The 25326-nt window shown below is 71.1% G+C and carries 24 protein-coding genes; 13 read left to right on the top strand and 11 right to left on the bottom strand.

Features of this window, described 5'->3' with window-relative positions:
* Window positions 1-58: 58 nt before the first annotated feature.
* The 4 genes from ACIOKD_RS14920 to ACIOKD_RS14935 all read left to right on the top strand — a co-directional run bounded on the left by ACIOKD_RS14920 (window position 59) and on the right by ACIOKD_RS14935 (window position 3884).
* Window positions 59-1180, top strand: a complete 1122-nt coding sequence (locus ACIOKD_RS14920; RefSeq protein ID WP_402083097.1) for an adenosylhomocysteinase — start codon at window positions 59-61, stop codon at window positions 1178-1180.
* Entirely contained in the window at window positions 1177-1728 is a 552-nt protein-coding gene (locus tag ACIOKD_RS14925) for an NUDIX hydrolase (RefSeq protein ID WP_402083100.1), read from the top strand. Before ACIOKD_RS14920 ends, ACIOKD_RS14925 begins: the two co-directional genes overlap by 4 nt.
* Window positions 1729-2805: 1077 nt before the next feature.
* Window positions 2806-3675, top strand: coding sequence for a helix-turn-helix domain-containing protein (locus tag ACIOKD_RS14930; protein WP_402083103.1), 870 nt, complete (start codon window positions 2806-2808; stop codon window positions 3673-3675).
* An 8-nt stretch (window positions 3676-3683) separates the two neighbouring features.
* Window positions 3684-3884 (top strand): DUF397 domain-containing protein, encoded by a 201-nt coding sequence (locus ACIOKD_RS14935; protein ID WP_402083105.1) that lies wholly within the window; start codon window positions 3684-3686, stop codon window positions 3882-3884.
* Window positions 3885-3989: 105 nt separating this feature from the next.
* Here ACIOKD_RS14935 and ACIOKD_RS14940 read toward each other — a convergent pair whose 3' ends face one another.
* Window positions 3990-6380: a PQQ-binding-like beta-propeller repeat protein gene (locus ACIOKD_RS14940; protein WP_402083107.1), complete on the bottom strand. Its 2391-nt coding sequence runs from the start codon at window positions 6378-6380 to the stop codon at window positions 3990-3992.
* 340 nt (window positions 6381-6720) lie between these two features.
* Entirely contained in the window at window positions 6721-7617 is an 897-nt protein-coding gene (locus tag ACIOKD_RS14945; protein WP_402083109.1) for a VOC family protein, read from the bottom strand.
* A gap of 124 nt (window positions 7618-7741) precedes the next feature.
* Between ACIOKD_RS14945 and ACIOKD_RS14950 the strand changes: the two genes are divergently transcribed.
* On the top strand, window positions 7742-8389 hold the full coding sequence (locus ACIOKD_RS14950; protein ID WP_402083111.1) for a TetR family transcriptional regulator: 648 nt from the start codon (window positions 7742-7744) through the stop codon (window positions 8387-8389).
* A 190-nt stretch (window positions 8390-8579) separates the two neighbouring features.
* On the opposite strand, the gene ACIOKD_RS14955 is transcribed toward ACIOKD_RS14950, so the two are convergent.
* Both ACIOKD_RS14955 and ACIOKD_RS14960 read right to left on the bottom strand, forming a co-directional pair.
* Entirely contained in the window at window positions 8580-9143 is a 564-nt protein-coding gene (locus ACIOKD_RS14955; RefSeq protein ID WP_402083114.1) for a nitroreductase family deazaflavin-dependent oxidoreductase, read from the bottom strand.
* Window positions 9140-10324 carry an acyl-CoA dehydrogenase family protein gene (locus ACIOKD_RS14960; protein ID WP_402083117.1) on the bottom strand — a complete coding sequence of 395 codons (1185 nt, stop codon included), beginning with the start codon at window positions 10322-10324 and terminating at the stop codon, window positions 9140-9142. Before ACIOKD_RS14960 ends, ACIOKD_RS14955 begins: the two co-directional genes overlap by 4 nt.
* Window positions 10325-10498: 174 nt before the next feature.
* Between ACIOKD_RS14960 and ACIOKD_RS14965 the strand changes: the two genes are divergently transcribed.
* Window positions 10499-11671, top strand: coding sequence for a thiolase C-terminal domain-containing protein (locus ACIOKD_RS14965; RefSeq protein ID WP_402083120.1), 1173 nt, complete (start codon window positions 10499-10501; stop codon window positions 11669-11671).
* Between the two features lie 289 nt (window positions 11672-11960).
* Here ACIOKD_RS14965 and ACIOKD_RS14970 read toward each other — a convergent pair whose 3' ends face one another.
* On the bottom strand, window positions 11961-12611 hold the full coding sequence (locus ACIOKD_RS14970; RefSeq protein ID WP_402083123.1) for a TetR/AcrR family transcriptional regulator: 651 nt from the start codon (window positions 12609-12611) through the stop codon (window positions 11961-11963).
* Window positions 12612-12661: 50 nt separating this feature from the next.
* On the opposite strand from ACIOKD_RS14970, the gene ACIOKD_RS14975 reads away from it, so the two are divergent.
* The 3 genes from ACIOKD_RS14975 to ACIOKD_RS14985 all read left to right on the top strand — a co-directional run bounded on the left by ACIOKD_RS14975 (window position 12662) and on the right by ACIOKD_RS14985 (window position 16319).
* Complete coding sequence (locus ACIOKD_RS14975) at window positions 12662-13648, top strand: SDR family oxidoreductase (RefSeq protein ID WP_402083126.1); 987 nt, start codon at window positions 12662-12664, stop codon at window positions 13646-13648.
* Between the two features lie 561 nt (window positions 13649-14209).
* A complete protein-coding gene (locus ACIOKD_RS14980) occupies window positions 14210-15394 on the top strand; it encodes an NlpC/P60 family protein (protein WP_402083129.1) in 1185 nt (394 codons plus the stop codon).
* Window positions 15395-15398: 4 nt separating this feature from the next.
* On the top strand, window positions 15399-16319 hold the full coding sequence (locus ACIOKD_RS14985) for a hypothetical protein (RefSeq protein ID WP_402083131.1): 921 nt from the start codon (window positions 15399-15401) through the stop codon (window positions 16317-16319).
* A 494-nt stretch (window positions 16320-16813) separates the two neighbouring features.
* On the opposite strand, the gene ACIOKD_RS14990 is transcribed toward ACIOKD_RS14985, so the two are convergent.
* Window positions 16814-17488: a hypothetical protein gene (locus tag ACIOKD_RS14990; protein ID WP_402083133.1), complete on the bottom strand. Its 675-nt coding sequence runs from the start codon at window positions 17486-17488 to the stop codon at window positions 16814-16816.
* A 321-nt stretch (window positions 17489-17809) separates the two neighbouring features.
* On the opposite strand from ACIOKD_RS14990, the gene ACIOKD_RS14995 reads away from it, so the two are divergent.
* Together ACIOKD_RS14995 and ACIOKD_RS15000 are read left to right on the top strand one after the other, a co-directional pair.
* Entirely contained in the window at window positions 17810-18235 is a 426-nt protein-coding gene (locus ACIOKD_RS14995) for a pyridoxamine 5'-phosphate oxidase family protein (RefSeq protein ID WP_402083135.1), read from the top strand.
* A 27-nt stretch (window positions 18236-18262) separates the two neighbouring features.
* A complete protein-coding gene (locus ACIOKD_RS15000) occupies window positions 18263-19024 on the top strand; it encodes a pyridoxal 5'-phosphate synthase (protein WP_402083137.1) in 762 nt (253 codons plus the stop codon).
* Window positions 19025-19060: 36 nt separating this feature from the next.
* On the opposite strand, the gene ACIOKD_RS15005 is transcribed toward ACIOKD_RS15000, so the two are convergent.
* The 4 genes from ACIOKD_RS15005 to ACIOKD_RS15020 form a co-directional block, all read right to left on the bottom strand.
* Window positions 19061-19675, bottom strand: a complete 615-nt coding sequence (locus tag ACIOKD_RS15005; RefSeq protein ID WP_402083140.1) for a GNAT family N-acetyltransferase — start codon at window positions 19673-19675, stop codon at window positions 19061-19063.
* 65 nt (window positions 19676-19740) lie between these two features.
* Window positions 19741-20199, bottom strand: a complete 459-nt coding sequence (locus ACIOKD_RS15010) for a Zn-ribbon domain-containing OB-fold protein (protein WP_402083143.1) — start codon at window positions 20197-20199, stop codon at window positions 19741-19743.
* Window positions 20199-20648: a DoxX family protein gene (locus tag ACIOKD_RS15015; RefSeq protein WP_402083146.1), complete on the bottom strand. Its 450-nt coding sequence runs from the start codon at window positions 20646-20648 to the stop codon at window positions 20199-20201. Before ACIOKD_RS15015 ends, ACIOKD_RS15010 begins: the two co-directional genes overlap by 1 nt.
* A 200-nt stretch (window positions 20649-20848) precedes the next feature.
* Window positions 20849-22252, bottom strand: a complete 1404-nt coding sequence (locus ACIOKD_RS15020; RefSeq protein ID WP_402083545.1) for an ATP-binding protein — start codon at window positions 22250-22252, stop codon at window positions 20849-20851.
* A 261-nt stretch (window positions 22253-22513) separates the two neighbouring features.
* Here ACIOKD_RS15020 and ACIOKD_RS15025 point away from each other — a divergent pair, with 261 nt between their 5' ends.
* Together ACIOKD_RS15025 and ACIOKD_RS15030 are read left to right on the top strand one after the other, a co-directional pair.
* Entirely contained in the window at window positions 22514-22786 is a 273-nt protein-coding gene (locus ACIOKD_RS15025; RefSeq protein ID WP_402083547.1) for a DUF7008 domain-containing protein, read from the top strand.
* A 66-nt stretch (window positions 22787-22852) separates the two neighbouring features.
* A complete protein-coding gene (locus ACIOKD_RS15030; RefSeq protein WP_402083149.1) occupies window positions 22853-24163 on the top strand; it encodes a flavin-containing monooxygenase in 1311 nt (436 codons plus the stop codon).
* 408 nt (window positions 24164-24571) lie between these two features.
* Here ACIOKD_RS15030 and ACIOKD_RS15035 read toward each other — a convergent pair whose 3' ends face one another.
* Complete coding sequence (locus ACIOKD_RS15035; protein WP_402083151.1) at window positions 24572-25213, bottom strand: TetR/AcrR family transcriptional regulator; 642 nt, start codon at window positions 25211-25213, stop codon at window positions 24572-24574.
* Window positions 25214-25326: the final 113 nt, after the last annotated feature.

Below are 25326 nucleotides of genomic sequence, written 5' to 3' on the forward strand. Positions count from 1 at the left end.
TACCTGAACCACCGGCCTACCCATGCACGGCCCGCACTCTCCGTAAAAGGGAACTGCCATGGAATCCTTCGAACGCGCCCGGCTGGACACCTACTTCGCCAAGATCGCCGCCCAGTTCGCCCCCGCCGAGCAGGCCACGTCGTTCCTGGTCACCCACCTGCTGCCCGAGCGGCCCGGTTTCATCCGCGCGGTCGCCTCCCTCTCCAGGCTGCGGGCGGTGCTGCCCAAGCCGAAGTCCATCAGTCCAGCCGCCCAGCGCGAGGTCGAGCAGACCTTCCCGGTCGACGCCCTGACCCGCGAATTGTTCGCCGAGACCGACACCGCGCTCGACTACTTCGAGTCCCGGGCCGCCGGTGAGCCGGTCGCACTGCTTGACGTCGGCGGTTACTTCGCTCCGACCCTCGTCGCCCTGCACGGACGCTTCTCCGGCCAGATCGCGGGGGTGATCGAGGACACCGAGAACGGCCACCGCCGTTACGAGGGCCTTGACAAGCTGCCCTGCCCGGTCATCTCGGTCGCCCGCTCGCCGCTGAAGGACCCCGAGGACTTCCTCGTCGGCCAGTCCGTGGTCTTCTCCACCGAGGCCGTAATGCGCGGACGCGGCGACATCCTGCACGGACGGCCCGCCCTGGTCATCGGCTTCGGCAAGCTCGGCTCCAGCATCGCCCGGCTGCTGCACGCCAAGGGCGTCCAGGTAACCGTCTTCGACATCGACCCCGTCCGCCGCACCCAGGCCCTCTCCCAGGGCTTCGCAGTCGCCCGCGATCGTGAGAGCGCGCTGACCGGGGCCGGGCTGGTGCTCTGCGCGACCGGCGCGGTCTCCCTGCACGGCGAAGACTTCCCGCACCTTCGTAACGGCGCCTACATCGCCACCGTCACCAGCAGCGAGGACGAACTCGACCTTGCCGGGCTGCCGAACGTCTACACCCGCACTATGGTCGGCGATCACGTCACGCGCTACCAGACCACGGGCCATTACTTCTATCTGGCGAACGGCGGGAATGCCGTCAACTTCCTGCACGGCGCCAGCGTTGGCCCGTTCATCTTCTTGGTCCAGGCGGAAATCCTCGCCGGGATCAGGATGCTCACCCGCGGTGACCTCGCCCCCGGTATGCATGAGGTCGGCGCAGCCGACCGGGCCGCCGTCGCAGCGACCTGGCTCTCCTACTTCAACAGGTGATCAACTTGCCCATCACAACAGACCACATCCACACCACCCTGACCGCCTACCTCGACGAACACCCTGAGGAGAAGCCTGGCCTCGCAGCCGTCCTGGATCTCGTGGACTCCGGTGCCGACCTCACCGCCCGCAGCGAGTTCCGCGGTCACGCGACCGCCGGCGCGATCCTCGCCGGACCGGACGGGCGCATCCTGCACGTCCACCACCTCGCCCTGGACAAGTGGCTCCTGCCTGGCGGCCACCTGGAAGGCGTGGACGATGCATTGCTGGAGGCTGCCCTGCGGGAGCTCACAGAGGAGACGGGTATTCCCGCCGACGCCGTCACCACCGTGACGCATCGACCCGTTCACATCGACGTCCACCCCATCCCCGCCAACGACGCCAAGGGCGAACCGGACCACCAGCACATCGACTTCCGCTTCCTCTTCCGCACCACGGCCGACATCGGTCAGCTCCAGGCCGAAGAGGTGACCGGCGCCGCCTGGCGCGACGCCGACGCCATCGGCGACAGGACACTCCGGCAGCGCGTCGCCCAAGCCCTGCGCTGACACCCTCTGCCTCACGCCCCCTCATCTCGTCAGAGCGATGTCATCTCTGCGCGTCGTCACCGGGACTCGGGTTTCCGCGTCCCGGTGGTGGGCGATTCCCTTTAAAGCCCGCGGGGAAGAACCAACCCCACGAAACCCCACCGTACGAGGCTGAGTTGCGGTGCCACTCGTTCGAGTGACGAGGGCGTCAGGCGGCCGGGTGGGTGGGTGGGGTACCGTCGCCGCAATCGCCCGCAGACAGCGAACGGCAACAGTCTAACGCTGCCCTGCCCGCACACCAGGTGCCCAATCCACCCGTGCCTCCCGCGCTCCTTCCGGACGCGCCGCGCGCCGGGGTCCTTCACGTACGGCACCGCCACACCGACCGGTACACGGTCGTCGGCAACCACCTCACCCACCATCCACGCCTGTCGGCCGCGGCGATCGGCCTCGGTGTGTACATCCAATCCCTCCCCGACAGCGTCTCCGTCACGATCAAGGCCCTGACCCTGCGTTTTCAGGAGGGGGAGACGACGATCGGCAGAGCGCTGCGGGAACTGGAGGACGAGGGTTATCTCGTCCGTCAACGGGTGCCGCTCGGGGGCGGGCGTATCGCTACGCGGACGGTGTTCTACGAGGGTCCCGGTGGGTTCCGTGGTCGCAGTGGGCTTTGTGGTTCCAGTGGTCTGGGTGTCTCCTCCGTTCCGGTGTCTGCTCCGGCGTCCGTTCCGACGCCCGTGCCGTCCTCGGAGCCTGCCGAGGTGGAACCGCCGCGCCCGGTGAGCGCGCCGCAATCTGACGCCCCTGCCGCAACTCCCGAGCGGAAAAGCCTCCCCGCCTCAGGCGCGCGCTCTGTGCTCGATGGCCTCGTGCTCGATGGTCCCGCGGCCGACCTGCTGGCCGGGCTGCAAGGCCCGGTGCGCGGACTGTCGGGCCGATCAACTCCGGCCGGCTGCCTGATCCCCGGGCACGGGCGCCGGTCCACTGGTTCCGGTGAACTTCCGGCTTCGGGGCTGCGGTGACCTGGTCGTTTCTAGCGTGGAGGCCCGACGGTGCGTTATACGGCGGCGGTGATCCCAGATGGAAGTGAGAGCGCGCATGCGAGGAGTGGTCGAGGGACGGGACGGTGCGGATCCGGAGGCCGAACCACAGGCCGAGAACGCGCCCGAGCCAGGGTCGGCCATGCTGCGGGTGTTCGGCCGTCAGCTCAAACGGTTCCGGTTGCGGGCGGAGTGTGAGCGGGCCGAGTTCGGGGCGCGGACCGGGTACTCGGCGTCGACGATCGCGGCGTACGAGCAGGGGAGACGGGTGCCGCCGCCCCGGTTCATCGACCTGGCGGACGAGATGCTGGACGCGGGAGGGGTCCTCAGCGAGATGAAGGAAGAAGTCGCTCGGGCACAGTACCCGGCGTTCTTCCGGGATGCGGCAAAACTGGAGGCCGAGGCGGTCGAGTTGCACGTGTATGCGAACCAGGCGATGCCCGGGTTGTTGCAGACAGAGGAGTACGCACGGGCGGTGTTCGGAATGTGGCGGCCTCTACTGGATGAGGACACCATCAACCAACGTGTCACCGCCCGCCTCGCCCGGCAGGACATCCTGTCTCGGAGGCCCATGCACACGATCAGCTTCGTCATTGAGGAGACCGTGCTCCGTCGTCCTCTCGGAGGCCCTTCCGTGATGCAAGGACAACTTGAGCAGATCCTCCTCATCGGTCGGACGAGGAACGTGGAGATCCAAGTCATGCCGACATGCCGCGAGACACATGCGGGGCTCGGCGGTCCATTCACCTTGATTGAAACGAGGGAAGGACGCAGGATCGCCTACGTGGAGGCCCACCAGGACAGTCGCCTGCACACGGAGCGACGGGCAGTCCGCGAGTTCGAGGAGCAGTACGGCATCCTGAGAGCACAGGGGCTGACCCCGCACGATTCGCTGGCCTTTGTAGAGAAGATCCTTGGAGCGACATGACTTTCTCGATGCCTGTACACACTGTTGATGATCTTCTTTGGGCCAGGAGCAGCTACAGCAGCGGAGCGGGCGGAGAGTGCGTGGAAGTTGCCGCCGGCCCCCGCACGATCTACGTACGGGACTCCAAGGACACTGCCCGTCCCGAACTGGCTGTCGCCCCGGCTGCATGGGCGACGTTCGTCGGGTACGCCGTGGAGCGGACCGGCTGAGCCTCGTTGTCCCCACAGCAGGCCGCGCGGCCACTCGCGTTCCGCGCCGGACACGGTGCACACAGCATCGCTGACCGCCCATGGCTGGTCGCCGGGGACGCCCGTTCAGGAGCGGGCCGTGCCCGTTCCCTTCTCCGCGTCCAGCGCGTACACGCACCGGTCCTTGCTGCACGCGTACACCACCCCGTCCTTGACGACCGGAGACCCCGTGATCTCCCCACCGGTCGCGAGCTTCCACCGCAGACGGCCGTCGTCCGCCTTCAAGGTGTAGAGCAGGTGGTCCGTCGAGCCGAAGTGGATGCGGCCGTCGGCGACAGCCGGCGCCCCCACCAGGTCGCCGCCCGCCTGGAAGCGCCACTTCGGTGTACCGGTGACCGCGTCCAGCGTGTAGAGCCCCTTGCCGCTGCCCACATGGACATGCCCCGCCGAGACGAGCACCGGGTCGATGGAGGACCGGGCCTCGGTCGCGATGCGCCAGCGGTCACGGCCGTCGGTGGCGTCGAGCGCGTACACCGTTCCGAGGTAGTCGGCGAGGTACACCCCGCCCCCCGTGACGGCCGGCCCCGGCGCGAACGTGGGCGCGCTCAGGAACACGGCCGGCGCCTCGAAGTGCCAGCGCACATGCCCGCCGGTGATGTCGATGGCGAGGACGCGCGTCCCGGCCGACACGTACACGTATCCGTCGTCGGCATGGGAGATGCGGACCGGCACACCGCCGCAGGAGGCCGCGTCACCGATCGGATACGACCAGCGCTCCTCCCCCGTACGGGCCTCCAGGGCGCGCAGCCGGGCGTCCTTCCACACGTAGACCGTGCCGTCGTGGACGGCAGGACCCGCCTCCGGCGACTCGAAGTCGCTCTGGGCGCCGGTGATCTCCCAGAGCTTCTGCCCGTTGGCGGCCTCCCAGGCCTGTACGCCACCGCCGCGGGTGCCGGTGACGACCGTGCCGCGGTCGGCCTTGAGTGAGTACACCCAGGCGTCGGTCGGCAGCCGCCACAGGTCGGCGCCCTCGCGGGCGTCCAGGGCGAAGAGGGTGGGTCCGTCGGAGGCGTGGACGCGGCCGTCGGCGACCGCCATCGACCAGGCGACGTCGCGCGTCTTGAAGCGGCGCCGGCCGGTGGCCACGTCCAAGGCGTGCACCTCGAAGGAAGTGACGTAGACCAGGTCTCCGGCGACGGCGGGCGTCCCCCACACGTCGTTCGACATACGGAAGCGCCACGGCCGCCAGGAGGAGCCGCCGTCGGGCCCGGCGGGCGCGGGTACGGGGACGGGTCCGGCCGTCACGGGTTCGGCGCCGTTCACGCCGGGGCGCGAGCGGGACCAGGCGGCCGCGAGTCCGGCCTCCGGGGGAGGCGCCTTCACCGCCGCCGCGCGGGCGTCGGCGACGCGCGGGCCGGGCCCGATCGGCACCTGGGCACCGGCGAGGCGTACGGGCCCGGCGTCGGGCGCGCCGCCGGGCCGGCCGACGCCCGCCCCGACCGGTACGGACGGGATGGGCGGGGGCATGGACGGCGGGATCGGCGGGTCGTGGGGCGGCGGGGGCGGCGCCACGGCCACCCCGCGTCCGCCGCTGCGGCCGGACGGGGGCTTCGGGGCCGGCCGCCCGCCGCGCCGCGTCTCGATCAGGCTCACGGCCCGCTCGGGCAGCCACGCGGACGCGGTACCGCTGTCGTCGGAGCCGGAGCCGAAGAGGTGGGGTGCCAGCTGGGCCTGGAGGTCGGCCGGGTTGGGGCGGGCCGTGGCGTCCATCTGCATGCAGGACTCGATCAGCGGACGCAGCTCGGCCGGCAGCCCTTCTAGGTCCGGGCCCTCCCTGAGCAGCATGAAGACGGTCTCGACAGGGTTCGCGCCATGGTAGGGCGCGTGCCCCGTGGCGGCGAAGACCAGCATCGAGCCGAGCGAGAAGACATCGCTCGCGCCGGTCACACTGCGGGAGTCCTTGGCCTGCTCGGGTGACATGTACGCGGGCGTACCGACGGCGACGTTCGTCATCGTCAAACGTGTGTTCGAGACGCCGGAGGCGATACCGAAGTCGATGACGCGCGGCCCGTCCTCGACGACCAGGACGTTCGACGGCTTCAGGTCACGGTGGACGAGACCGGCGCCGTGGATGGACTGCAGCGCCTCGGCGACACCCGCGGCGAGCCAGCGGACCGCCTGGGCCGGCATCGGGCCGCACTCGGTCACTATCTCTTCGAGGGAGGGCGCGGGTACGTACGCGGTGGCCAGCCACGGCACGGCCGCGCGCGCGTCGGCGTCGACCACGGCCGCCGTGTAGAAGCCGGAGACGGCGCGGGCCGCCTCCACCTCGCGCGAGAAGCGGACGCGGAACAGCTGGTCCTCGGCGAGCTCGGTCCTGACCGTCTTGATCGCCACACGCCGGCCCGAGGCCGAGCGCGCGAGATAGACCAGCCCCATGCCGCCGGCGCCCAGCCGTCCCAGCACCTCGAACGGCCCGATCCGCCGCGGATCGTGCTGTGTCAGCTGATCCACCACTTGCCTGCCACCTCCCCGTACGCGGCCGCGCTTCCAGCCACCGCTCCAGCCGCAGCTTCAGCCACTGCGCAGCGTCTCACCACCGAGTCGCTCCGGCGGCACGCACCCCGATTCTTCCTGTCCTGCGCTCCGGTTGCGAACCCGGGACCCATTCGGGATGTCTCCCGCCATTCCCGGGCAAAAACCCCGGGTGTGCCTTGCTTTTCAACGTCGGCCGGGGCTTTTCGGTGCCTTTCAGAGCTTCCCGTACGGGTTTCAGCCCTGGAGCATCGCCCATTTCAACGGCGCAGAAACCTGAATTTCCGCGTGGGAGCACGACTCGTCCCCCATCGTGGACCTCTCATCCCTCCTCCCGCCGCTGCAGCAACGCGAACGACGCCCCCTGATTGTCGCTGACGACGGCCACCCGCCCGTACGAGGTGTCGAACGGCGGTGCCTGCACACGGCCGCCGAGCCTTGTCACCGCGCCGAGTGCGGCCTCGCAGTCCTGGACCCCGAAGTGCACGACGAAGTGGGGCGGCATCTCGGCGGGATAGACGTCGGTGATGTGGGCGCGGCCGAATTCGCGGGTGGCGCCCGGCCCGAAGAGGGCGTCGCGGAAGAGACCGGGATAGAAGGCGTCGGCGGTGGCGGTGTCCCGTGCGTACAGCTCGACCCAGCTGAAGGTGCCCGTCCCGCGCCTGCTGCCGAACCCGGGGTGCGTACCGGCCTCCCAGAGCCCGAAGACCGCGCCCTCGGGGTCGGCGGCCAGCGCCCCGACACCGTACGGGCCCACCGGTACGGGGGTCGTGACGATCTGGCCGCCCCCCTTGCGGATCCGGTCGGCCATGTCCTGGGCGTCCGGGGTGGCGAAGTAGACCGTCCACACGGTGGGCATCCGCCCGTCCCGCTTGGGCACGAGAGCGGCAACGGCTTCCCCGTCGAGCCGAGCCCGCACGGCCCCCGCGTACGGGCCGTCGGCCCACTGCCCGACCCCGGAAGGGTCGGCACCCTCCGAAGGGCCGACGGGGCCGACGGGGTCGGCGGAGTCGCCGGGGTCGCCGGGGTCGGCGGAGTCGCCGGGGTCGGCGGGGCTGGCGGGGCTGGCGGGGTCGCCAGAGTCGGCGGGGTCGGCGGGGTCGAAGGTCCAGCCGAAGAGTCCGCCGTAGAAACGCTTGCCCGCCTCGACGTCCGGGAGCTGGGCGTCGATCCAGCAGGGGACGCCCTCGGCGAACGCGGCAGAGTCAGATCCAGCCATGCGGCCAAGCTAACGGCGTTCCACTGATCCCGCAGAGCGGGCTGCTCCACCACCCCGCAGGTCCGCGCACCCCATTTGCAGTCGGCCGAATCGCGCTCCGATCACCCCTCGGTAAGCTGACGGCATGACAGGACAAGTGCGTACCGTCGACGGCCGTGTGGCCGGTCGGCGCGGGCAGGCGACGCGGCAGAAGCTGCTCGACTGCCTCAGCGAGATGCTCAGCTCCTCGCCCTACCGCGACGTCAAAGTCATCGACGTCGCCCGGAAGGCAGGCACTTCACCGGCGACCTTCTACCAGTACTTCCCGGACGTCGAAGGCGCCGTCCTGGAGATCGCCGAGCAAATGGCGGCCGAGGGTGCCGGGTTGACCGAGCTCCTCGAAGGACGCTCCTGGGTCGGCAAGGCAGGCTGGCAGACCGCGCAGGAACTCGTCGACGGTTTCCTTGAGTTCTGGCGCAAAAACGATGCCATCCTCCGGGTCGTCGACCTGGGCGCCGCCGAGGGCGACAAACGCTTCTACAAGCTCCGTATGAAGATTCTCAACTCCGTGAACAACTCCCTGACGGACACGGTCAAGGAGCTCCAGGCCAAGGGCAAGGTCGACAAGGACGTCAGCCCCGCGGCCATGGCGGGCTCCCTCGTGGCGATGCTCGCGGCGGTGGCCTCGCACCAGAAGGGCTTCCAGACGTGGGGCGTCAAGCAGGCTGAACTGAAACCGAACCTGGCACAGTTGGTATATCTGGGCGTGACGGGCAAGAAGCCGACCAAGTAGGCCGGTCGAGCAGGCCGGTCAGCAGGCCGGTCCAGTAAGCCGGTCGAGTAAGCCGGTCACGTAGCCCACGCGTTCCCCCTCGCCGTTTCCAGGCACACGTCCTGTCACACAGGCGGCAGTCCACCCCGGTGGACGGCCGCCTGTCGCGCTCCCGGGCCCGCACCCTCGCCCGCTCCCGCGCCCGCGCCCGTCACCTGCGTACGATCCGGAACAGCCGGATCTCCCGCTCCACCCGCGCCTGGTACGTCGCGTACGGCGGCCAGAACTCCAGCAGCGCCCGCCACACCGCGTCCCGTTCCGCGCCGGTCAGCAGGCGGGCCGTCACCGGGAGGTCCCGGCCCTTCCAGTTGATCTCCGCGTCCGGGTGGGCGAGCAGATTGGCGGTCCAGGCGGGATGGTCCGTACGCCCGAAGTTGGACCCGATGAGAATCCAGCTCCCGACCACACCGTCGATCGCGCCCTCGTTCGCGCCCTCGTTCGCGCCCTCGACCGCAACCTCTCCGGTACTCCCCTCCGGCATGCAGGCCAGCGGCGTACGCCTGGGCAGCCCGCTCCTCACACCCCGCGCCGTGAGGATGACACCGGGCAACATCTGGGCGCTGAGCAGCACCTTTCCGCGTGTGAGCCGGTGCACGGCACGGTCGAGCGCCGGCACGACATGCGGCGCGACCTTGGCGAAACCCCGGGTCGAGGACACCTTCTGCACCAGCCGTACCAGCCGTACCCCGGGACGACGAGACGAAGGCCCGGTCATCGGACGGCCACCTCCCCGCCGCCGAAGAGCCGCGCCTCCTCCGCCGCGTACGCGCGCAGCCGGTGCACCGGTCCGAAGAGCAGTTCGTCGCCGGCCGCCCGCTTGAAGTACAGGTGCGCCTCGTGCTCCCAGGTGAACCCGATCCCGCCGTGCAGCTGAACGGCCTCGGAGGCGCAGGTGCGCAGCGCCTGAAGAGCCTGCGCGAGCGCGAGTCCGCCGACCCTCTCCCGGCCCTCGACGGTCGCCCAGGCCGCGTAGTAGGCGGCGGAGCGCGCGCCCTGGACCTGTACGTAGAGATCGGCCAGCCGGTGCTTCACCGCCTGGAACGACCCGATCGCGCGCCCGAACTGCTCACGCTGCTTGACGTACTGCACGGTCCGCTCCAGTACGCGGTCGGCGCCGCCGACGGCCTCCGCGGCGAGGACGGCGGCGGCCGAGTCCCCCACGCGCGCGAGGACGGCACCGATGTCCGCGCCCTCCCCGTCCCCCAGCAACTCGGCCTCCACATCCCTCAGTTGAATTCGGCTCTGCGACCGGGTCTCGTCGAGTGAGGTCTGCCGTACGCGGGTCGCCCCCTCCCTCACGAGGAAGAAGAGGGTGCGCGAGCGGGCGAAGCCCCCGGTGTGCGCGGCGACGAGCAGCAGATCCGCGCTGTGTCCGTCGAGCACCTGGTCGGCCTGTCCGTACAGCCGCCACCCGCCGTCGGTCCGCCGCGCCTGTACGCCGCCGGCCCGGCCGCCGCCCGCCCAGTCGCCGCGGTTGCCGCCGGTCAGCCCGAGTGCGGTGGTCAGTCCTGCCCCCGGCACGACGAGGGCGGCGGTGAGTTCGCCGGAGGCGATACGGGGCAGCAGCTCGGCGCACCGGCTCCCGCTGCCGAGGGCGAGCACGAGGGGCGCACTGAGGACGGCGGTGGCGAGGAGGGGGGACGGGGCGAGGGCCCGCCCCATCTCCTCGGCGGCCAGCGCGAGTTCGGTCGCCGTGCACCCCGCTCCCCCGTACGCCTCGGGAAGGGCGAGGCCGGGCAGGCCGAGCTGCTGGGCGAGGGTCTCCCAGAGGCCGGGGTCGTAACCGGCGGCGGTCCGTACGGCGGCCCTGACCTCCTCCGGGCCACAGCGTTTGAGGAGCAGCTCACGGAGGGTGCGGCGGATCTCGTCCTGTTCCGCGGTGAAGGTGGCGTCCATCGGCGGGCTCCTCCCCGGGCCGGATGTCCGGCGTCCGGTTCCCTGATCTGACGGGCCGTCATGTTAGAGCGGTGGCAGGCAGATGCACAGGGTCGCGGCACAGGGCCGCGGCACAGGGCCTCGACACCACCGCACCTCCCACTCCGGCCCAGATCTGATGTACCGTCAGATTTCATGACCCCGTCCGGGACCCGCAAGGTGGCCGTCGTCGGCGTGGCCCTCTCCGACTGCGGCCGCGTGGACGAGGCGACGCCGTACGCGCTGCACGCCCAGGCCGCCCGCCGGGCCCTGGCCGACTCGGGTCTCGACCGGTCCGTGATCGACGGGTTCGCCTCGGCGGGCCTCGGCACGCTGGCACCGGTGGAGGTGGCGGAGTACCTGGGCCTGCGTCCGACCTGGGTCGACTCGACGTCCGTCGGCGGGTCGACGTGGGAGGTCATGGCGGCGCACGCGGCCGACGCGATCGCGGCGGGCCACGCGAACGCGGTCCTGCTGGTGTACGGGTCCACCGCCCGCGCGGACATCAGGACGGGCCGCCGTACCGGCGATCTCTCCTTCGGCGCCCGGGGGCCGCTCCAGTTCGAGGTCCCGTACGGACACACGCTGATCGCCAAGTACGCGATGGCCGCGCGGCGCCACATGCACGAATACGGCACCACACTGGAGCAGTTGGCCTCGGTGGCGGTGCAGGCGCGGCAGAACGCGGCGCTCAATCCCGACGCGATGTTCCGCGACCCGATCACGGTCGACGACGTCCTGGCGGGCCCGATGATCGCGGACCCCTTCACCAAGCTGCACTGCTGCCTGCGGTCGGACGGCGGGGCGGCGGTCCTGCTGGCGGCGGAGGAGTACGTACGCGGCTGCCGTACGGCCCCTGTCTGGGTCCTCGGCACCGGTGAGCACGTCTCGCACACGACGATGTCCGAGTGGCCGGACTTCACGGTGTCGCCGGCGGCGGTGAGCGGGCGGATCGCCTTCGCGCGGGCCGGGGTTCGGCCGGCGGAGATCGACTTGGCGCAGATCTACGACGCCTTCACTTACATGACGCTCGTGACGCTGGAGGATCTCGGCTTCTGCGAGAAGGGGGAGGGGGGTGCGTTCGTGGCGGAGGGGCGGTTGAAGGTGGCGGGCGGGGGGTTGCCGGTCAACACGGACGGGGGTGGGCTGTCGGGCCAGCATCCCGGGATGCGGGGATTGTTCCTGCTGGTGGAGGCGGTGCGGCAGCTGCGGGGCGAGGCCGGGGGGCGGCAGGTCCGCCGCGCGGACGGGGGGTTGCCTGAGCTGGCGGTGGCGTCGGGGACCGGGGGGTGGTTCTGCTCGGCGGGGACGGTGGTGCTGGGGCGGTAGGGGGTTGGTGGCCTCCGGCCGGGGGGGGCGGCTGAGGGTGCGCTGTGGGTGCGCTGTGGCTGATCGCGCCGTTCCTCGCGCCCCTGGGGGGGGGGAATCGGGGTGCGACCGGGAAACGGGTGCGGGTCGGTGGGGGGGTGCCCGCGCCGTTCCCCGCGCCCCTGGGGGAATCGGGGTGTGACCTGGAAACGGGTGCAGGTCGGTGGGGGGTGCCCGCGCCGGTTCCCGCGTCTCTGTGGGGGAAGCGGGGCTGGGTGTCTCGTTGTCGCGGGGGTAGGCCATCGGCCCGCTAGTCGATCTCGCCGACGCCCGCGACCATGCGTACGAGGGTGTCGACCAGCTCGTCCGCCGTGGTGCGCAGCCCCTCCGTACCGAGGTGGCCGCTGAGTTCCATGTCCGCGATGCCATGGGCGCCGGCCAGCAGCAGGGCACCGCAGTGCCGCGTGTTCCGCTCGCCCACGAGGTCGGTGACGATGGGCAGGAACTCGCCCTGGAAACGGCCGGCCGCCCGCATACGCTCCGCGATCGGGTCACCCTCCGGCCCGCACAGCTGACGCCGGACGCGGTCGAGTCCTTCGCCGAGTTCTTCGGGGCGGTGTCCGCGGCGCCTGAACAGCATCAGGTAGAGGTGTGGCTGCTCGCGGCCGAAGCCGATGAGGACACGCAGGGCGGCGCGCATCTTCTCGGAGGCCGACAGGGCCTCGTCGGTCCGCAGGGCGTGGACCTGGTCGGCGATCCGCTCCCAGCCCTCGGTCACGACAGCGGTCAGCAGGCTGTCCTTGCCCGTGAAGTGCCGGTACGGCGCTCCCCGGCTCACACCTGCCCGCGCGCCCACCTCCCGCAGGGTGACGGCTTCGGGGCCACCCAGGTCCAGGAGCTCGGCGGCTGCGTCGAGCAGAGCACGGCGGGTGGCGGCGGCGGACTCTGCGCGGGTGACCATGCACCCATCATACGGTTGACACCGTCATCTCAACCGGTACCGTAACCAAGGTGACAACGTCATCTGAAACCCAGCCCCAGCACCAGACCCGGCCCCAGACCCATTCCGGGACGCAGCCAAAGCCCCAGCCCCAGACCCAGAGCGAACGCCGGGCGCAGAAGCTGGTCGTCGTGACCGGCGCCTCCACGGGCATGGGCGCGTCAGCCGCCCGAGAACTGGCCCGCCAGGGATTCCACGTCCTGGCCGGCGTGCGCCGCGACCGTGACGCCGACGCCATCCGTGCGAACGGCATCGAGCCGGTCATCCTCGACATCACCGAGCCCGAGCAGGTGGCAGCGCTCGCCGCGCGGGTCGCGGAGGACCCGCGCGCTCTGCACGCGCTCGTCAACAACGCCGGTATCCAGGTGAACGCCCCGGTCGAAGCGCTGCCGATGACGGAGTGGCGGCGGGTCTTCGAAGTCAACCTGTTCGGCCACATCGCCCTCACCCAGGCACTCCTGCCCGCACTGCTGCGCAGCAAGGGCCGGGTGATCAACATCAGTTCGGTCGGCGGCAAGGTCGCGATGGCCACGTACGGCGCCTACGCCGGCGCGAAGTTCGCCATGGAGGCGGTCAGCGACTCGCTCCGCCGGGAGATGGCGCCACTGGGCGTGCAGGTGGTCGTGGTCGAACCCGGCGGCGTCCGTACGGAGATGGCCTCCCGAGGGATCGAGACGGCGAACCGGCTCGCCGCCCGGATGTCGCCGGAGCACGACGAGCGCTACGGGAGCCTGATCCGGGCGAACAACAAGTTCATGGCCTCGGGTACGGAATCGGGCCTGACCGCGGACGCCGCCGCCCTGGTCATCGCGAAGGCCGTGCGGGCCCGCAAGCCGCGCACCCGCTACACCGCGGGCCGGGACGCCGCCGTGATCACGCGCCTGGTCCGCGTACTCTCCGACCGCACGCTGGACCGCGTCCTCGCCACCAACTTGCGCCGCCACTACCCGAAGGGGGCCGGGACGGCAGCGGCAGCGGCAGCCGGGTCCACTGCGTGACCGTGGGGGTGAGGTGCGGCGGGCGCGTGGTTCGTCAGGCGCGCCCCGACGGTGGCTGGCCGCGCAGTTCCCCGCGCCCCCGAGATACGGCAGCGCACCCGCACCACCTGCCCACCTGACTCGCCGGCAGCCAAAAACCCAGCCGGCACCCCCCACCCCCCACCGCCCGCATCCGAAAACCGGCCGGAGCCCTCACCCACCCAGGGGCGCGGGGAACTGCGCGACCAGCCCTCGCCGGCCCACACCCGAAAACCGGCCAGCACCCCCGCCCACCCAGGGGCGCGGGGAACCGCGCACCCAACCCCCATCGACCCGCACCCAAAAGCCCGGCCAACCCCCCGACCTCCACGGCACCCCCAAGCGGAGCGCAACCGCAAAGGGGTACGGCAGTAGAAGAGTTGCCTGCGCGGAGATTGACACGCGTGGGGATACAGGGGCCACGCGGGCAAGGGGCGGTAGTGTGTTCGAGGGTTGAACGACCCACCGCACATCCCGCGGTGGCGACTCCCACACAAGCAGTCCGTCCGGGCAGCCCGCACGTGACCTCTGAAAGTGGAGCTGATGAACGTGTCGACCGGCGGCAGACGGCTCCGCAGTCGCGCCACCATAGCCACCCTCGCCCTCGCCATCTCCCTCATATCCGGACCGAGTTACGCAGCCCCGGGCGAACCCGACCCCCAGGGCGACCAGTCGATCGAGGACATCCGCACCGAACTGGACGGCCTCTACCGCACGGCGGAGGTGGCCACCGAGGCGTACAACGCCGCGGACGAGAAGGCGAAGAAGCAGGAGAAGCGACTGAAGTCGCTCCGCAAGGGCCTGGCCCGCACCGAGAGCCGGGTCGACGATCTGCACGACCTCGGGGGCGCCGCCGCCCGGTCCCAGTACCGCGGGGGCAATCTCGCCGCCACGGGCATCCAGTTGCTGCTCGGCGACCACCCCGACCAGGCCCTGAACGACGCGTCCCAGGCCCGCCAGGTCATGCGGAGCCTGGTCAACGTCTCCGAGTCCCAGAAAACCGCCCGCGCCGAGCTGAGCCGGCAGACCGACACCGCCACGAAGGAACTGCGGAAGCTGAAGAGCAGTCGCGCGGACAAGGCCGAGGCGAAGCGGAAGATCGAGGGGAAGATCGCCGAGGCCGAGCAGATCGAGGCTGGCCTCGAAAAGGAACAGACCCGCGAGCTGGCCGCGTTGGAGAAGCAGAGGGCCAAGGAGGCCGAATCCCGGTGGACGGGCTCGGGCTCGGGTTCCGGCGCGGGCGGCGGCACCTCGACCGGCAACGGAAACGGCAACGGGACCGGTGGCGGAAACGGAAGCGGGGGCGGTGGCGGGAACGGAAGCGGGGGCGGTGGCGGGAACGGCGGCGGCTCGGTCGGCGGCGGGACCACGGCGACCGGAGCCGCCGCGAAGGCCGTCAACTTCGCTATGGCGCAGATCGGCAAGCCGTACGGGTGGGGTGCCGTGGGCCCCTCCGCGTACGACTGCTCGGGACTCACCTCCGTGGCGTGGGCGCGGGCGGGCCACCCCATACCCCGTACGTCACAGGCGCAGTGGGCGGGGCTGACCCGGGTCAGCCTGGCGTCCGCACGGCCCGGCGACCTGATCATCTACTTCAACGACGCCACGCACGTGGGCATGTACATCGGAGGCGGGAAGATCGTCCACGCCCCGCGCCCAGGACGCACGATCACGACCGCCCCGGCCGCCTCCATGGCCATTCTCGGCGTCGTCCGACCGGGAGTATGAGCGGATGTCCCACTCGCTGACACCCCGTGACACGGGAAACCTGCCCGCGCTCGCCGCACGGCCGCTGATCCGCCTCGACGCCTACGTGGCCGAGGACGGTTCGACGGTGGTCAACGGCCATCTGCTGGACATGGGCGGCAGGCGCAAGCCCAACGAGGCGATCCTCGACGCCATCGCCATGTTCGCCCGCACCCTGGGGGCCCCGGTGGCGGCCACCGTCATCGACCGCTCCGTGATGCAGGTGGCACGCCTGCGCGTGCACCCCGACGGGTCGAGCCGGACGATCGCCGACGAGGACGATCTGCCACCCGGGCTCGAACGCACCGCCGCGGAGGAGGAGGCGTTCCCTCCGCTGGCTCGCGTCGAGCGGATCATCCAGCACGCGCAACGCGAGGAGCTGCACGCCGCGTTCGTCCTCGCCAGCGCGTTGCGGGAGCACCTCACGCTGCGCAGGGGCGCGGAGGACGATCTCTCGCTGGAGGCACGGGCGATAGAGGCGTATCTCGCGTATCTGCGCGCCGACTACACGCTGTCCATCACGCTCGCGTTGACCGTCGCACGCATCCGGTGCCGCATCGACCTGCACCGGGCCGCGCCCGATGTGGCTCGCGCCACCGCGGCGTGGCAGCGGCTGCTGGACGAGGGGCAGGTGGCCACGCGGGGGCAGGAGTTGCTGCACATGTGGGGGCGGTTGTCCGCGGAGGGTCTGTTGCTGGAGCCGGCCCACCAGGCCATGGCCCACACGGTCCGGACCCGGCTCGAACACGGCGGCCGGGCCGTGTCGGCGGCCCCGTCATCGGCACCGGCCCTGCCTGCGGGCCACGGCCCCGAGGCCTCCGAGACCCCCGAGGACAAGCCCCTCAAACCGACCCGCAGAGGCCTACGCCGCTTCACCCGCAAGGCGGGTAAGACCCCCACTCCGTAAGGAGCGTGCGGGGGCCGCATGCGTGCTTCACCGGCTGCGACCCGCCGGGAACCGACCGCGCAGTTCCCCGCGCCCCCCAAAAAACCGGGCCTGCGCCCCCTGCACCCTGTCCCCTGCACCCTGGCTGCGAGGAACATGGAGCGGGGTGGTTGCGCAGCTCGCCGGGTGCGGCCCGGTGGGGCGGGCCGCGAAGTTCCCCGCGCCCCAAAAAAGACCTGCGCCCCCACCCACCCACGGACGCGGGGAACAGCGCACCCAACACCCAGCGGACACCCCCGACCCCTCAGGGGCGCGGGGAACTGCGCGCGCAACCCCCACCCGCCCGCGCCCAAAAGCCCGGCCGACACCCCACCCCTCAGGGGCGCGGGGAACGGCGCACTCACCCACCGCCCCACCCCCTACCTACCGCCCGCCCTCAGACAAATACCCCTGAGCTCCTCATACGTGGCATCGCCACCCGTCAGCGGAACCGCAGAGTCCCCCGTTCCAGCTCATCACGCCCCGGCCGCGAGGACCAGCGGGGAGAGGGAGACAGGAGCGATGGACACCGGCACGACCGTGACCGTGACCGGGGCGATCGAGGCCGGCACGACCGTGACCGGGGCGACCGTGGCCGAGGCAAGCGTGGCCGGGGCAAGCGTGGCCGGGGCAAGCGTGGCCGGGGCAAGCGTGGCCGGGGCAACAGCCACAACCCCACCGTCCGCCCGCTCCCGCTCCCGCCCACGCCCGCCTTCACCCGCCGCGAAGACGAACAGCCGCAGCACCAGGAACCGCCCCACCCCCGCGAGCCCGGAAGCCCCGAGGTAGACGGTCTGCTCGGTGAGCACCCCCGGCGACGACTGCACCAGGTGCAGGACGAGCACCGCGAGGGAGGTCACCGCGTAGGCGGCCGTGGCCGACCCCGCGGACTGCCAGTGCCGCCGCCACCCGGCCCGCCTACCGGTCCCGAAGGTGAACAGCGCGTGCAACTCGGTGCACAGGACGGTCGACGCGACGGTGATCACCGCGTTCGCCACCGCCCACGGCATCGCCCCGGCCAGCAGCGCCACCGCGCCGCTGGAGAGAACCCCGACACCCCCACCGCACACCACGAACCGGACGAAGGAGACGACCGCACCGGGAGCGGCCACGCCCACCGTCTCCGGCTCCGCCGCGAGCTGCGACTTCATGGGGGTTTTCCTTCCGGGGGAAGAGGCTGCGGCCCCTTCGGTCAACTGGCTTCGACGGGTTCAACAATGCCGTCGCCCGGCCGCCGCATCGAGACAGTCCGCACCCGGATCCATGGTGGTGCCAGCACCACCCCCGGCCTGCGCTGCGCCCCCCGGAATACGCGGACGGGCGCACCACGCTGAAGAACTGAAGAAACCACTGCCGGAACCACTGCCGGAACCACTGACGGAAGCACTGCTGGAAGCACTGCCGGAACCGCGGAAAAAGGCACTCCAGACACCCCAGACACTGCAGACACCCCAGCCCTCCGGAGGAACCCCATGGCTCTGACCCGTGAAGAACGCGAGACGTTTCTCGCCGAACCGCACATCGCCGCGCTCGCCGTCGACGCGGGGGCGGGCCGCGCCCCGCTCACCGTGCCGATCTGGTACCAGTACGAGCCCGGCGGCCTCGTCTGGATCCTGACCGGGCTGAACTCCCGGAAGAACGAGCTGATCAGCGCCGCGGGCAGGTTCTCCCTGATGGTGGACCGGCTCGAACCCACCATCCGGTACGTGTCCCTCGAAGGGCCGGTCGTCGAATCGACCGCCGCCACCCGCGAACAGCTCCACGAGATCTCGGCCCGCTACCTCCCGGCGGACAAGGTCGACGGGTACGTCGACTTCTCCTGGAAGGAACACGGCGAAATGGTGGTCATCCGGATGCGCCCCGACCGTTGGCTGTCGTCCGACCTCGGTTCGATCTGAGGCCGCCCACCACGTGACAATCGGGGCATGAGCGCCGACGCCCCCACCCCGCCCACGACCAACTCACCCGACTCCACCGACTCCACCGACCCCTCCGCCGCCTCCGACCCTTCCGCTCCCTCCGCTCCCTCCGCTCCCTCCGGGTTCGTACGGCTGCTGAGGGCTCAGCGGGTCTGGGACACCGAACTGCCCGACTTCGCCCCGGCCACGGCCCCCGCCGATCCACTGCCGCTCTTCGAGCGGTGGTTCGCCGAGGCCGTGGCCGCCGGGCAGGCCGAGCCGCACACGATGTCGCTGGCCACGGCGGACGCCGGGGGCCTGCCCGACGTACGGACCGTGATGCTGCACGGCGCCGACCGGGAGGGGTGGCACTTCGCCTCGCACGCGGGCAGCCGGAAGGGACGGCACCTGGCAGCCCGCCCGTACGCGGCGCTCGGCTTCTACTGGCCCGCACAGGGCCGGCAGATCCGGGTGCGCGGCCCGGTGACCGTCGCCCCGCCCGAGGTCGCGCGGGCCGACCTGCACGCCCGCTCGACCGGCGCGCTCGCCTCCGCCCTGGTGGGCAGGCAGAGCGAAGTGCTGGACTCGTACGAGGAGTTGGAGCGCGTCTCGGACGCGGCCTGGGACCGCGCCCGCCGCGAACCGGATGCCTCGGCGCCGTCCTGGACGGTGTACGTCCTGGACCCGGACGAGGTGGAGTTCTTCCAGGGCGACGCGCGCCGCCGGCACGTACGTCTGACCTACCGCCGCACGGACGGCACATGGCGCAGGGAACTGCTGTGGCCCTGAACACCACCACCGTCAACACCGCCGGCAGGCGGGCCGCTACGGCAGTACGGGCTCAAGATCCGTGGCGGGGTCCGTGGCCAGCCGGGCATGCAGATGCACGTCCCGGAAGGTGTCCAGGCGCCCCGCCTCGAACATCGCCCCGCGCAGGGTCCCCTCGTACGGATACCCGCACCGCTCGGCGATCCGGCACGATGCCTCGTGCCCGAGCGCGTGTCCCAACTCAAGTCGGTGCAGACCCAGTGCAGAGAAAGCCCAACGTGAGGCCAGGGCGAGGGCGCGCGTGGCCACCTGTTTGCCGCGCGCGTCGGGGAGCACCCAGTAGCCGACGCGGGCGACCCGTACGACGTGGTCGATGTCGTTGATCCCGATGTGCCCGAGCGGTACGCCGCCGGTCGCGTCGGTGACACAGAAGGAGGCGCCCACCCCCTCCTGGGCCGCCTTGGCCCGCGCCGCCATCGACTCCTGCGCGTCGGCGCGGTCCTCTATCCGTCTGAGCGGCGTGTTCCACCGCTGGAACTCGGGGTCGAGGTACCCCCGCAACCACGCCTGGACGTCCTCCTCGGTGTCCGCGTCCCAGGGGCGGAGCCACAGTCCGTAACCGTGGATCTCCGGATGGGGGAGGGAGCCGGAGGACTCGTACAAGTCGGTCATTGAGCCATTCAACAACGGCCCCCGAGACGAAACAGGCAGAGGGGCCACCCCAGAAGCCTCGAAGCTCAGGAAGAGGACCGCGGCCGGAACACCGGAACCGCGACCGCCCCCTCTCCTCCCCCCTCCCCTGCACCCTCCCCCTCCACCCGGAAGGCCACCTCCAACGCCATCCCCACCCGCAGGTCCTCCTCCCCGCAGTCCACCACCTCGGTCATCATCCGCGGCCCCTCTTCGAGGTCGACGACGGCGGCGGCGTACGGCGTGCGGGACCCGAAGGGCGGCAGGTCGTTGCGGTGGACGACGGACCAGGTGTACAGCGTCGCGCGGCCACTCGCCCGCTCCCAGGTCACGGCCTCGCTCCAGCAGTTGGGGCAGAACTCGCGCGGGTAGTGGTGGGCGCGCCCGCACGCGCCGCACCGGCGCAGCAGCAGATGGCCGTCGGCGGCGGCGTCCCAGTAGGTCCGGCTGAAGGCGTCGATCTCCGGCAGGTCGAAGCGGGCCGGTACGCCGAAGCCGGCCGCCATCAGAAGAGTCCCAGCGCGCTGTCCAGGGACCACGTCTGCCAGGACACGCCGAACAGGGCCACCAGGGAGATGAGGGCCATCATCGTGTTCTGCCCCTGCTCGGCCCAGTCGTGGATCATCAGCACGAGGTAGAGGAGATTGAGCAGCAGGCCGCCGACCAGGGCGATCGGAGTCAGCAGGCCCACGACGAGGCCGAGGCCGAGGGCGAGTTCCGCGTACACGACGACGTACGCCATCGTGCGCGGCCGGGGCGCGACCACCACGTCGAAGCCGCCGCGCACCGAGTTCCACCGGTGCTTCGCCGCGACGTCGGCCGCCCACGCGATCCCGGTGCCCCGCTCGAACCAGCCCTTCTTGTCCTTGTGCCGCCAGCTCTCCAGCCACCACAGCCCGAGCCCGACCCGGAGCACGGCGACCCATTCCGCACCGGTGAGCCAGATGGTGTCCATGGCACCGCATCCCTCCCGCAGACACAGATCCGACGATCCGGATCTGACGGCCCAGATCTGACGGCCCAGATCTGACCGCCCGACCTGACCGCCCCAATCTGACGGTACGTCAGTTCAGCTGATGCGAAGGCACGCGCGCAAGACCGCGCACCGAAACTTTCCGAAGGCCCACCCGGGCTTCGCTCACCGCCGAAGATCCATCAGATCAGGACGCCTTCGGGGACGGCCTTCCCGTACAACTCGTCCAGTCCGACCAGCAGTACGCCCCCTTGCCTGGATTCCGCGCGCAGCGCGTCACTGAAGCCGGCAGCACTGAAGCACGCCAGACCGCAACGTCCGGTGTCCATCCCTCGCGTTGCGAGCAACTCCCTGGCTCGGCGCAGACGTTCCAGATGGCCGACCCCCATGACGGTGCCCCACTTCACCTCACCGAGCAGAGCGACCGATTGCGCACTCCCACCGGACCCCGGCTCGACGACGGCCACGTCGATCTGAATCTGCCGACGTTCCTTCGGATCGGTCACCACGCCACTGCCGACAGTCCCGAGAGAAGTGCTGAGCAGGGATCTCCCCGGCCCCAGAACGTACTCACGGCACACTGTCTCGAAGTGCGGCCCCGCCACCTGGGCGGCAAAGCGCTCTGCGGACCGCGCCCACACCTCCGCGGCCTGACCACTCTCCAACCGCCCCCAAGACGGCCGCATGACGGCCTCGTAGAAGTTGATCAGCGGTTCGGTGATGCGGTACTGCGACTTACCGGCCCGGAAGACGTCTTCCTCTCGCGCGAGGAGGTGGCTGTCCTCCAGCACATTGAGCGGATGGGAGATGTCCACGGACTTGCGTCCGATGTAACCGGCGATGCCACCACGCGTCGTGTTGCCCTGTGCCACGGCCGCCAGGACCGAGTGGTACAGGGCGGTGTCCCGGATGTCCGCCTCCTCGGCGAGCAGATACCGCGCCTCACGGAAGAGAGGACTGAACGGCGAGAGGACGGTGCGACAGAGCCAGTCGTCGAAGTCGGCCAGACTGCCGGGAACGTCGTCCGCGAGGAACTGACGACGATACGCGGGGGTGCCTCCGACGACAGCGTGCAGCCTGGCGGCGAGCGCCGGATCGCCGCCGACACCCCAGAAGTCCGCCGCAGCCCGATAACCGAAAGGCCGTACGACGAGTTCGAGCTGGGCACGGCCACGCAGGGGTGCAGTGCTCGCCAGCAGCCCGCCCATGACGGACATGGCCGAACCGCACAGGAGCAGCCGTATCCGGCCCCCGTCCACCTGGAAGCGGTCGGTCTCACGCTGGATGAGCGAGGGAAGTTCCGGAGCCACCTTCGCCAGGTAGGGGAACTCGTCGATGACCACGAGAAGCGGCGCCTTCGGGTCGGCACCCCCCGGGGTGTCGACCTTCTGGGGGGCGGCGAGCCCGAAGAGATAGGAGATCGCGTCGTCCCACGTGGCGAAGGAGAAGGCCGCCGGGGAACCCGCGTACTCGGCCAGGGCGGAGCTGAACTGGCGAAGGGACTCCGCCTCGGTCCCCGCCGTGGCGCCGAAGTAGAACCCCCCGTACTGCTCGACCAGCGCACGCAGAAGGTAGGTCTTGCCCATCCGCCGCCTGCCGCTGAGGATCCCGAGCATGGCATGCGGCAGGGGCCGGTCGACGAAGGCGGTGAGCGCGCCCCACTCACTCCCGCGATCGAAGACGCGCGACGGCTTGCCCGGCTTGGTCCGCTGCGGCAAGGGAACTCCCTGATAGGCGATTGGTAAGGGATACAGCCCTAAGGAGTGTATTCCTTGCAAGTCGATACATCACTCGGCCGCCACTAAACCTCCGATCGCGATACCGAGCGTCGCCAGCCCAAGGAATGTCTGGCTGGCGACGAGTGGCGGCCTGGTCGGCGGGAGGGGGGAAGGTGGCGCTCGCGGCGGGCGGCGTGGCCCCAGGCGGCGCCTCTTCGGTACAAGGCATCGGGTCTCGCCAAGCATCGCGTCCGGGAAGAGACGTGGGAAGCACAGCGCCAAGAGGACCGGCGGGGGCTCGCCGACGGCGTACACCACTCCGCCCCAGCCCCACCACGCTTCACGGCCGTGGACTTCACGAAACGCTCCTACCGGACCCACACACCCCTCCTACAGCCGTGATCAATTTGCAACCGATTCCGGGCTTGACCGAGACCCATCAAAGTACGACATGCATACGCTCGGCACATGGCCGACTCTCCCGACCCGACACCCCAGGCACCCCAGGCACCCCAAGCGCCCGAAGCACCCGAAGCACCCGAGACGCCCGCGCCGACACCGTCGGCTTCGCCGACGCCGCCGACGGCAGCCACGCCTCAGCAGGACCGGCCGGTGTACGTCATCGGGGGCGGACCGGGCGGCCTCGCGACGGCGTACGCGCTGCGCGCCCAGGGCGTACGGGCCGTCGTGCTGGAGAAGTCCGACCGGGTCGGGGCCTCCTGGCGGCGGCACTACGACCGGCTGCGGCTGCACACGACGCGGCGGCTCTCCGGGCTGCCGGGCCTGCCGATGCCGCGTTCGTTCGGGCGGTGGGTGTCGCGCGACAACGTGGTGCGTTATCTGGAGAAGTACGCCGAGCTCCACGAGCTGGAGATCGTCACGGGGGTCGAGGTCTCCCGCGTGGAGCCCTCCGCCGACGGCACCGGCTGGCTGCTGCACGCCACCGGCGGACGTGAGCTGACCGGCAGCGCGGTGGTCGTCGCCACCGGCTACAACCACACGCCGTACGTGCCCGACTGGCCGAATCGCGACGGGTACACGGGCGAGTTCCTGCACGCCGGGGAGTACCGCAACCCCGCCCCCTACGCCGGACAGGACGTCCTCGTGGTCGGCGTGGGCAACACCGGCGCCGAGATCGCCGTCGACCTGGTCGAGGGCGGCGCGTCGCGCGTACGCCTCGCCGTGCGGACCGCGCCGCACATCGTGCGCCGGTCGACGGCCGGGTGGGCGGCCCAGTACACCGGGGTTCTCTGCCGACGGCTGCCGGTCGCGCTGGTGGACCGGATGGCCGGGCCGATGGCCAAGCTCAGCGTTCCGGACCTCTCCGCCAAGGGGCTGCCACGGCCCGGCACCGGGCTGTACTCGCGGGTGAACGAGGGGTCCATCCCCGTGCAGGACGTCGGACTGATCGACGCGGTCCGCAAGGGCCGGGTCGAGGTCGTGGCGGCGGTCGAGGGCTTCGAGGACGGCAAGGTCGTCCTCGCGAACGGCGACCGCGTCGGTCCGGACGCCGTGATCGCCGCGACCGGCTACCGGCGCGCCCTGGAGAACGTCGTCGGCCACCTCGGCGTGCTCGACGGACGTGGCCGCCCGGTCGTGCACGGCGCCCGCGCGCCGAAGAACGCGCCCGGCCTGTACTTCACCGGCTTCACCAACCCCATCAGCGGCATGTTCCGCGAACTCGCCCTCGACGCCGAGAAGATAGCGAAGGCGATCGCGCGCGACGCCGCCCGAAGGAACCCGTCCCGCCTCGCGCACGCTGACGCCCGCCCGCGCTGACGCCCACCCTCGGTGACCGCTGCCTCCGGGGGCACGGTGGCAGCTGCCTTCCCGGAGGTCACGGTGGCCGAAGGAGTCCGTTCCCGCCTCGCGCGCTGACTCCCAGCCCTCGGCAGCCGCTGCCTCCGGGGGTCACGGTGACCGCTGTCTCCGGGGGGCACGGCGGCCGAAGAAATCCGTCCCGCGTCGCGTCCCGACACCCCCTCCCGGACGCCCGGTCCACCGGGCCCCGTCTACCAGGGGGCCCCGTCCACCAGGGGGCTCGTCCAGCGGGGGCTCGTCCACCGGAGGGCTTAACAGCCACCGGCGGCAACCGCCACCGAACGCCAGGTCCCCGGGCAACGGCCGCCACAGGGAATGGCCTCCGGCGCCACAGCCGCCACAGCCGCCACAGCCGCCCCCGCCGCCCTACTCCTCCGTGAAGTGCGCGAGCGTGGTGATGAGCCGTTCCGCGATGTTCGGCGGCCAGGGGAAGGACGGGGCGACCGCCCGCTGGTGGGCCAGCCCATGCAGGCCGAGCCACAGCACGACCACGTCGGCCGCCACGTCGGTGCTGGCCGAAGAGCCGGCGGCGACGCACTCCCGGAGGGCTTCGCCGAGCCGTCGCAGACTCGCCTCGCCGAGCGCGCCGAGATCCTCCGCCGTCACGGAACTCGCGTCCGGATCGGGCATCCAGAACCCGCCGAACATCGTCCGGTAGCGCCCGGGATGGGCCTCGGCGAACCCCAGGTAGCCCTGGCACAGGGCCGTGAGCCGTGCTCGGGGCGTGTCGTCGGCGGCGTCCACGGCCGCGCGCAACTGCTCGTCCAGCTCGGCGAAGGCGTTGCGCACCACGGCCAGCATGATGGCGGGCTGATCGGAGAAGTGCCGGTAGATCGATGGGGCGGCGATCCCGACCCTGCGGGCCACGGAGCGCAGGGTGATGGCGCTCTCGTCACCGGTCTCGTCGAGCAGCTCGACCGCCGCCGTCACGATCTCCTGACGCAGCCGATCCCCCTCCCCTCGGCGATTGCGGACGCGGACGGGTGTCGCTGATGTGTCGTCTCCCATGCCATCACCTTACAGCGCGAAACTTAAGGGCGTTCGCCTTGCGGCCCTTCCAGGACCAACCCGCCCTCGTCCAGCGGATCGCCCCCCTCTGTCCCACCTGGTGTGAACCCGTG

The sequence above is a fragment of the Streptomyces sp. NPDC087844 genome, from assembly GCF_044742785.1.
In the GTDB taxonomy this organism is placed as follows: Bacteria; Actinomycetota; Actinomycetes; order Streptomycetales; family Streptomycetaceae; genus Streptomyces.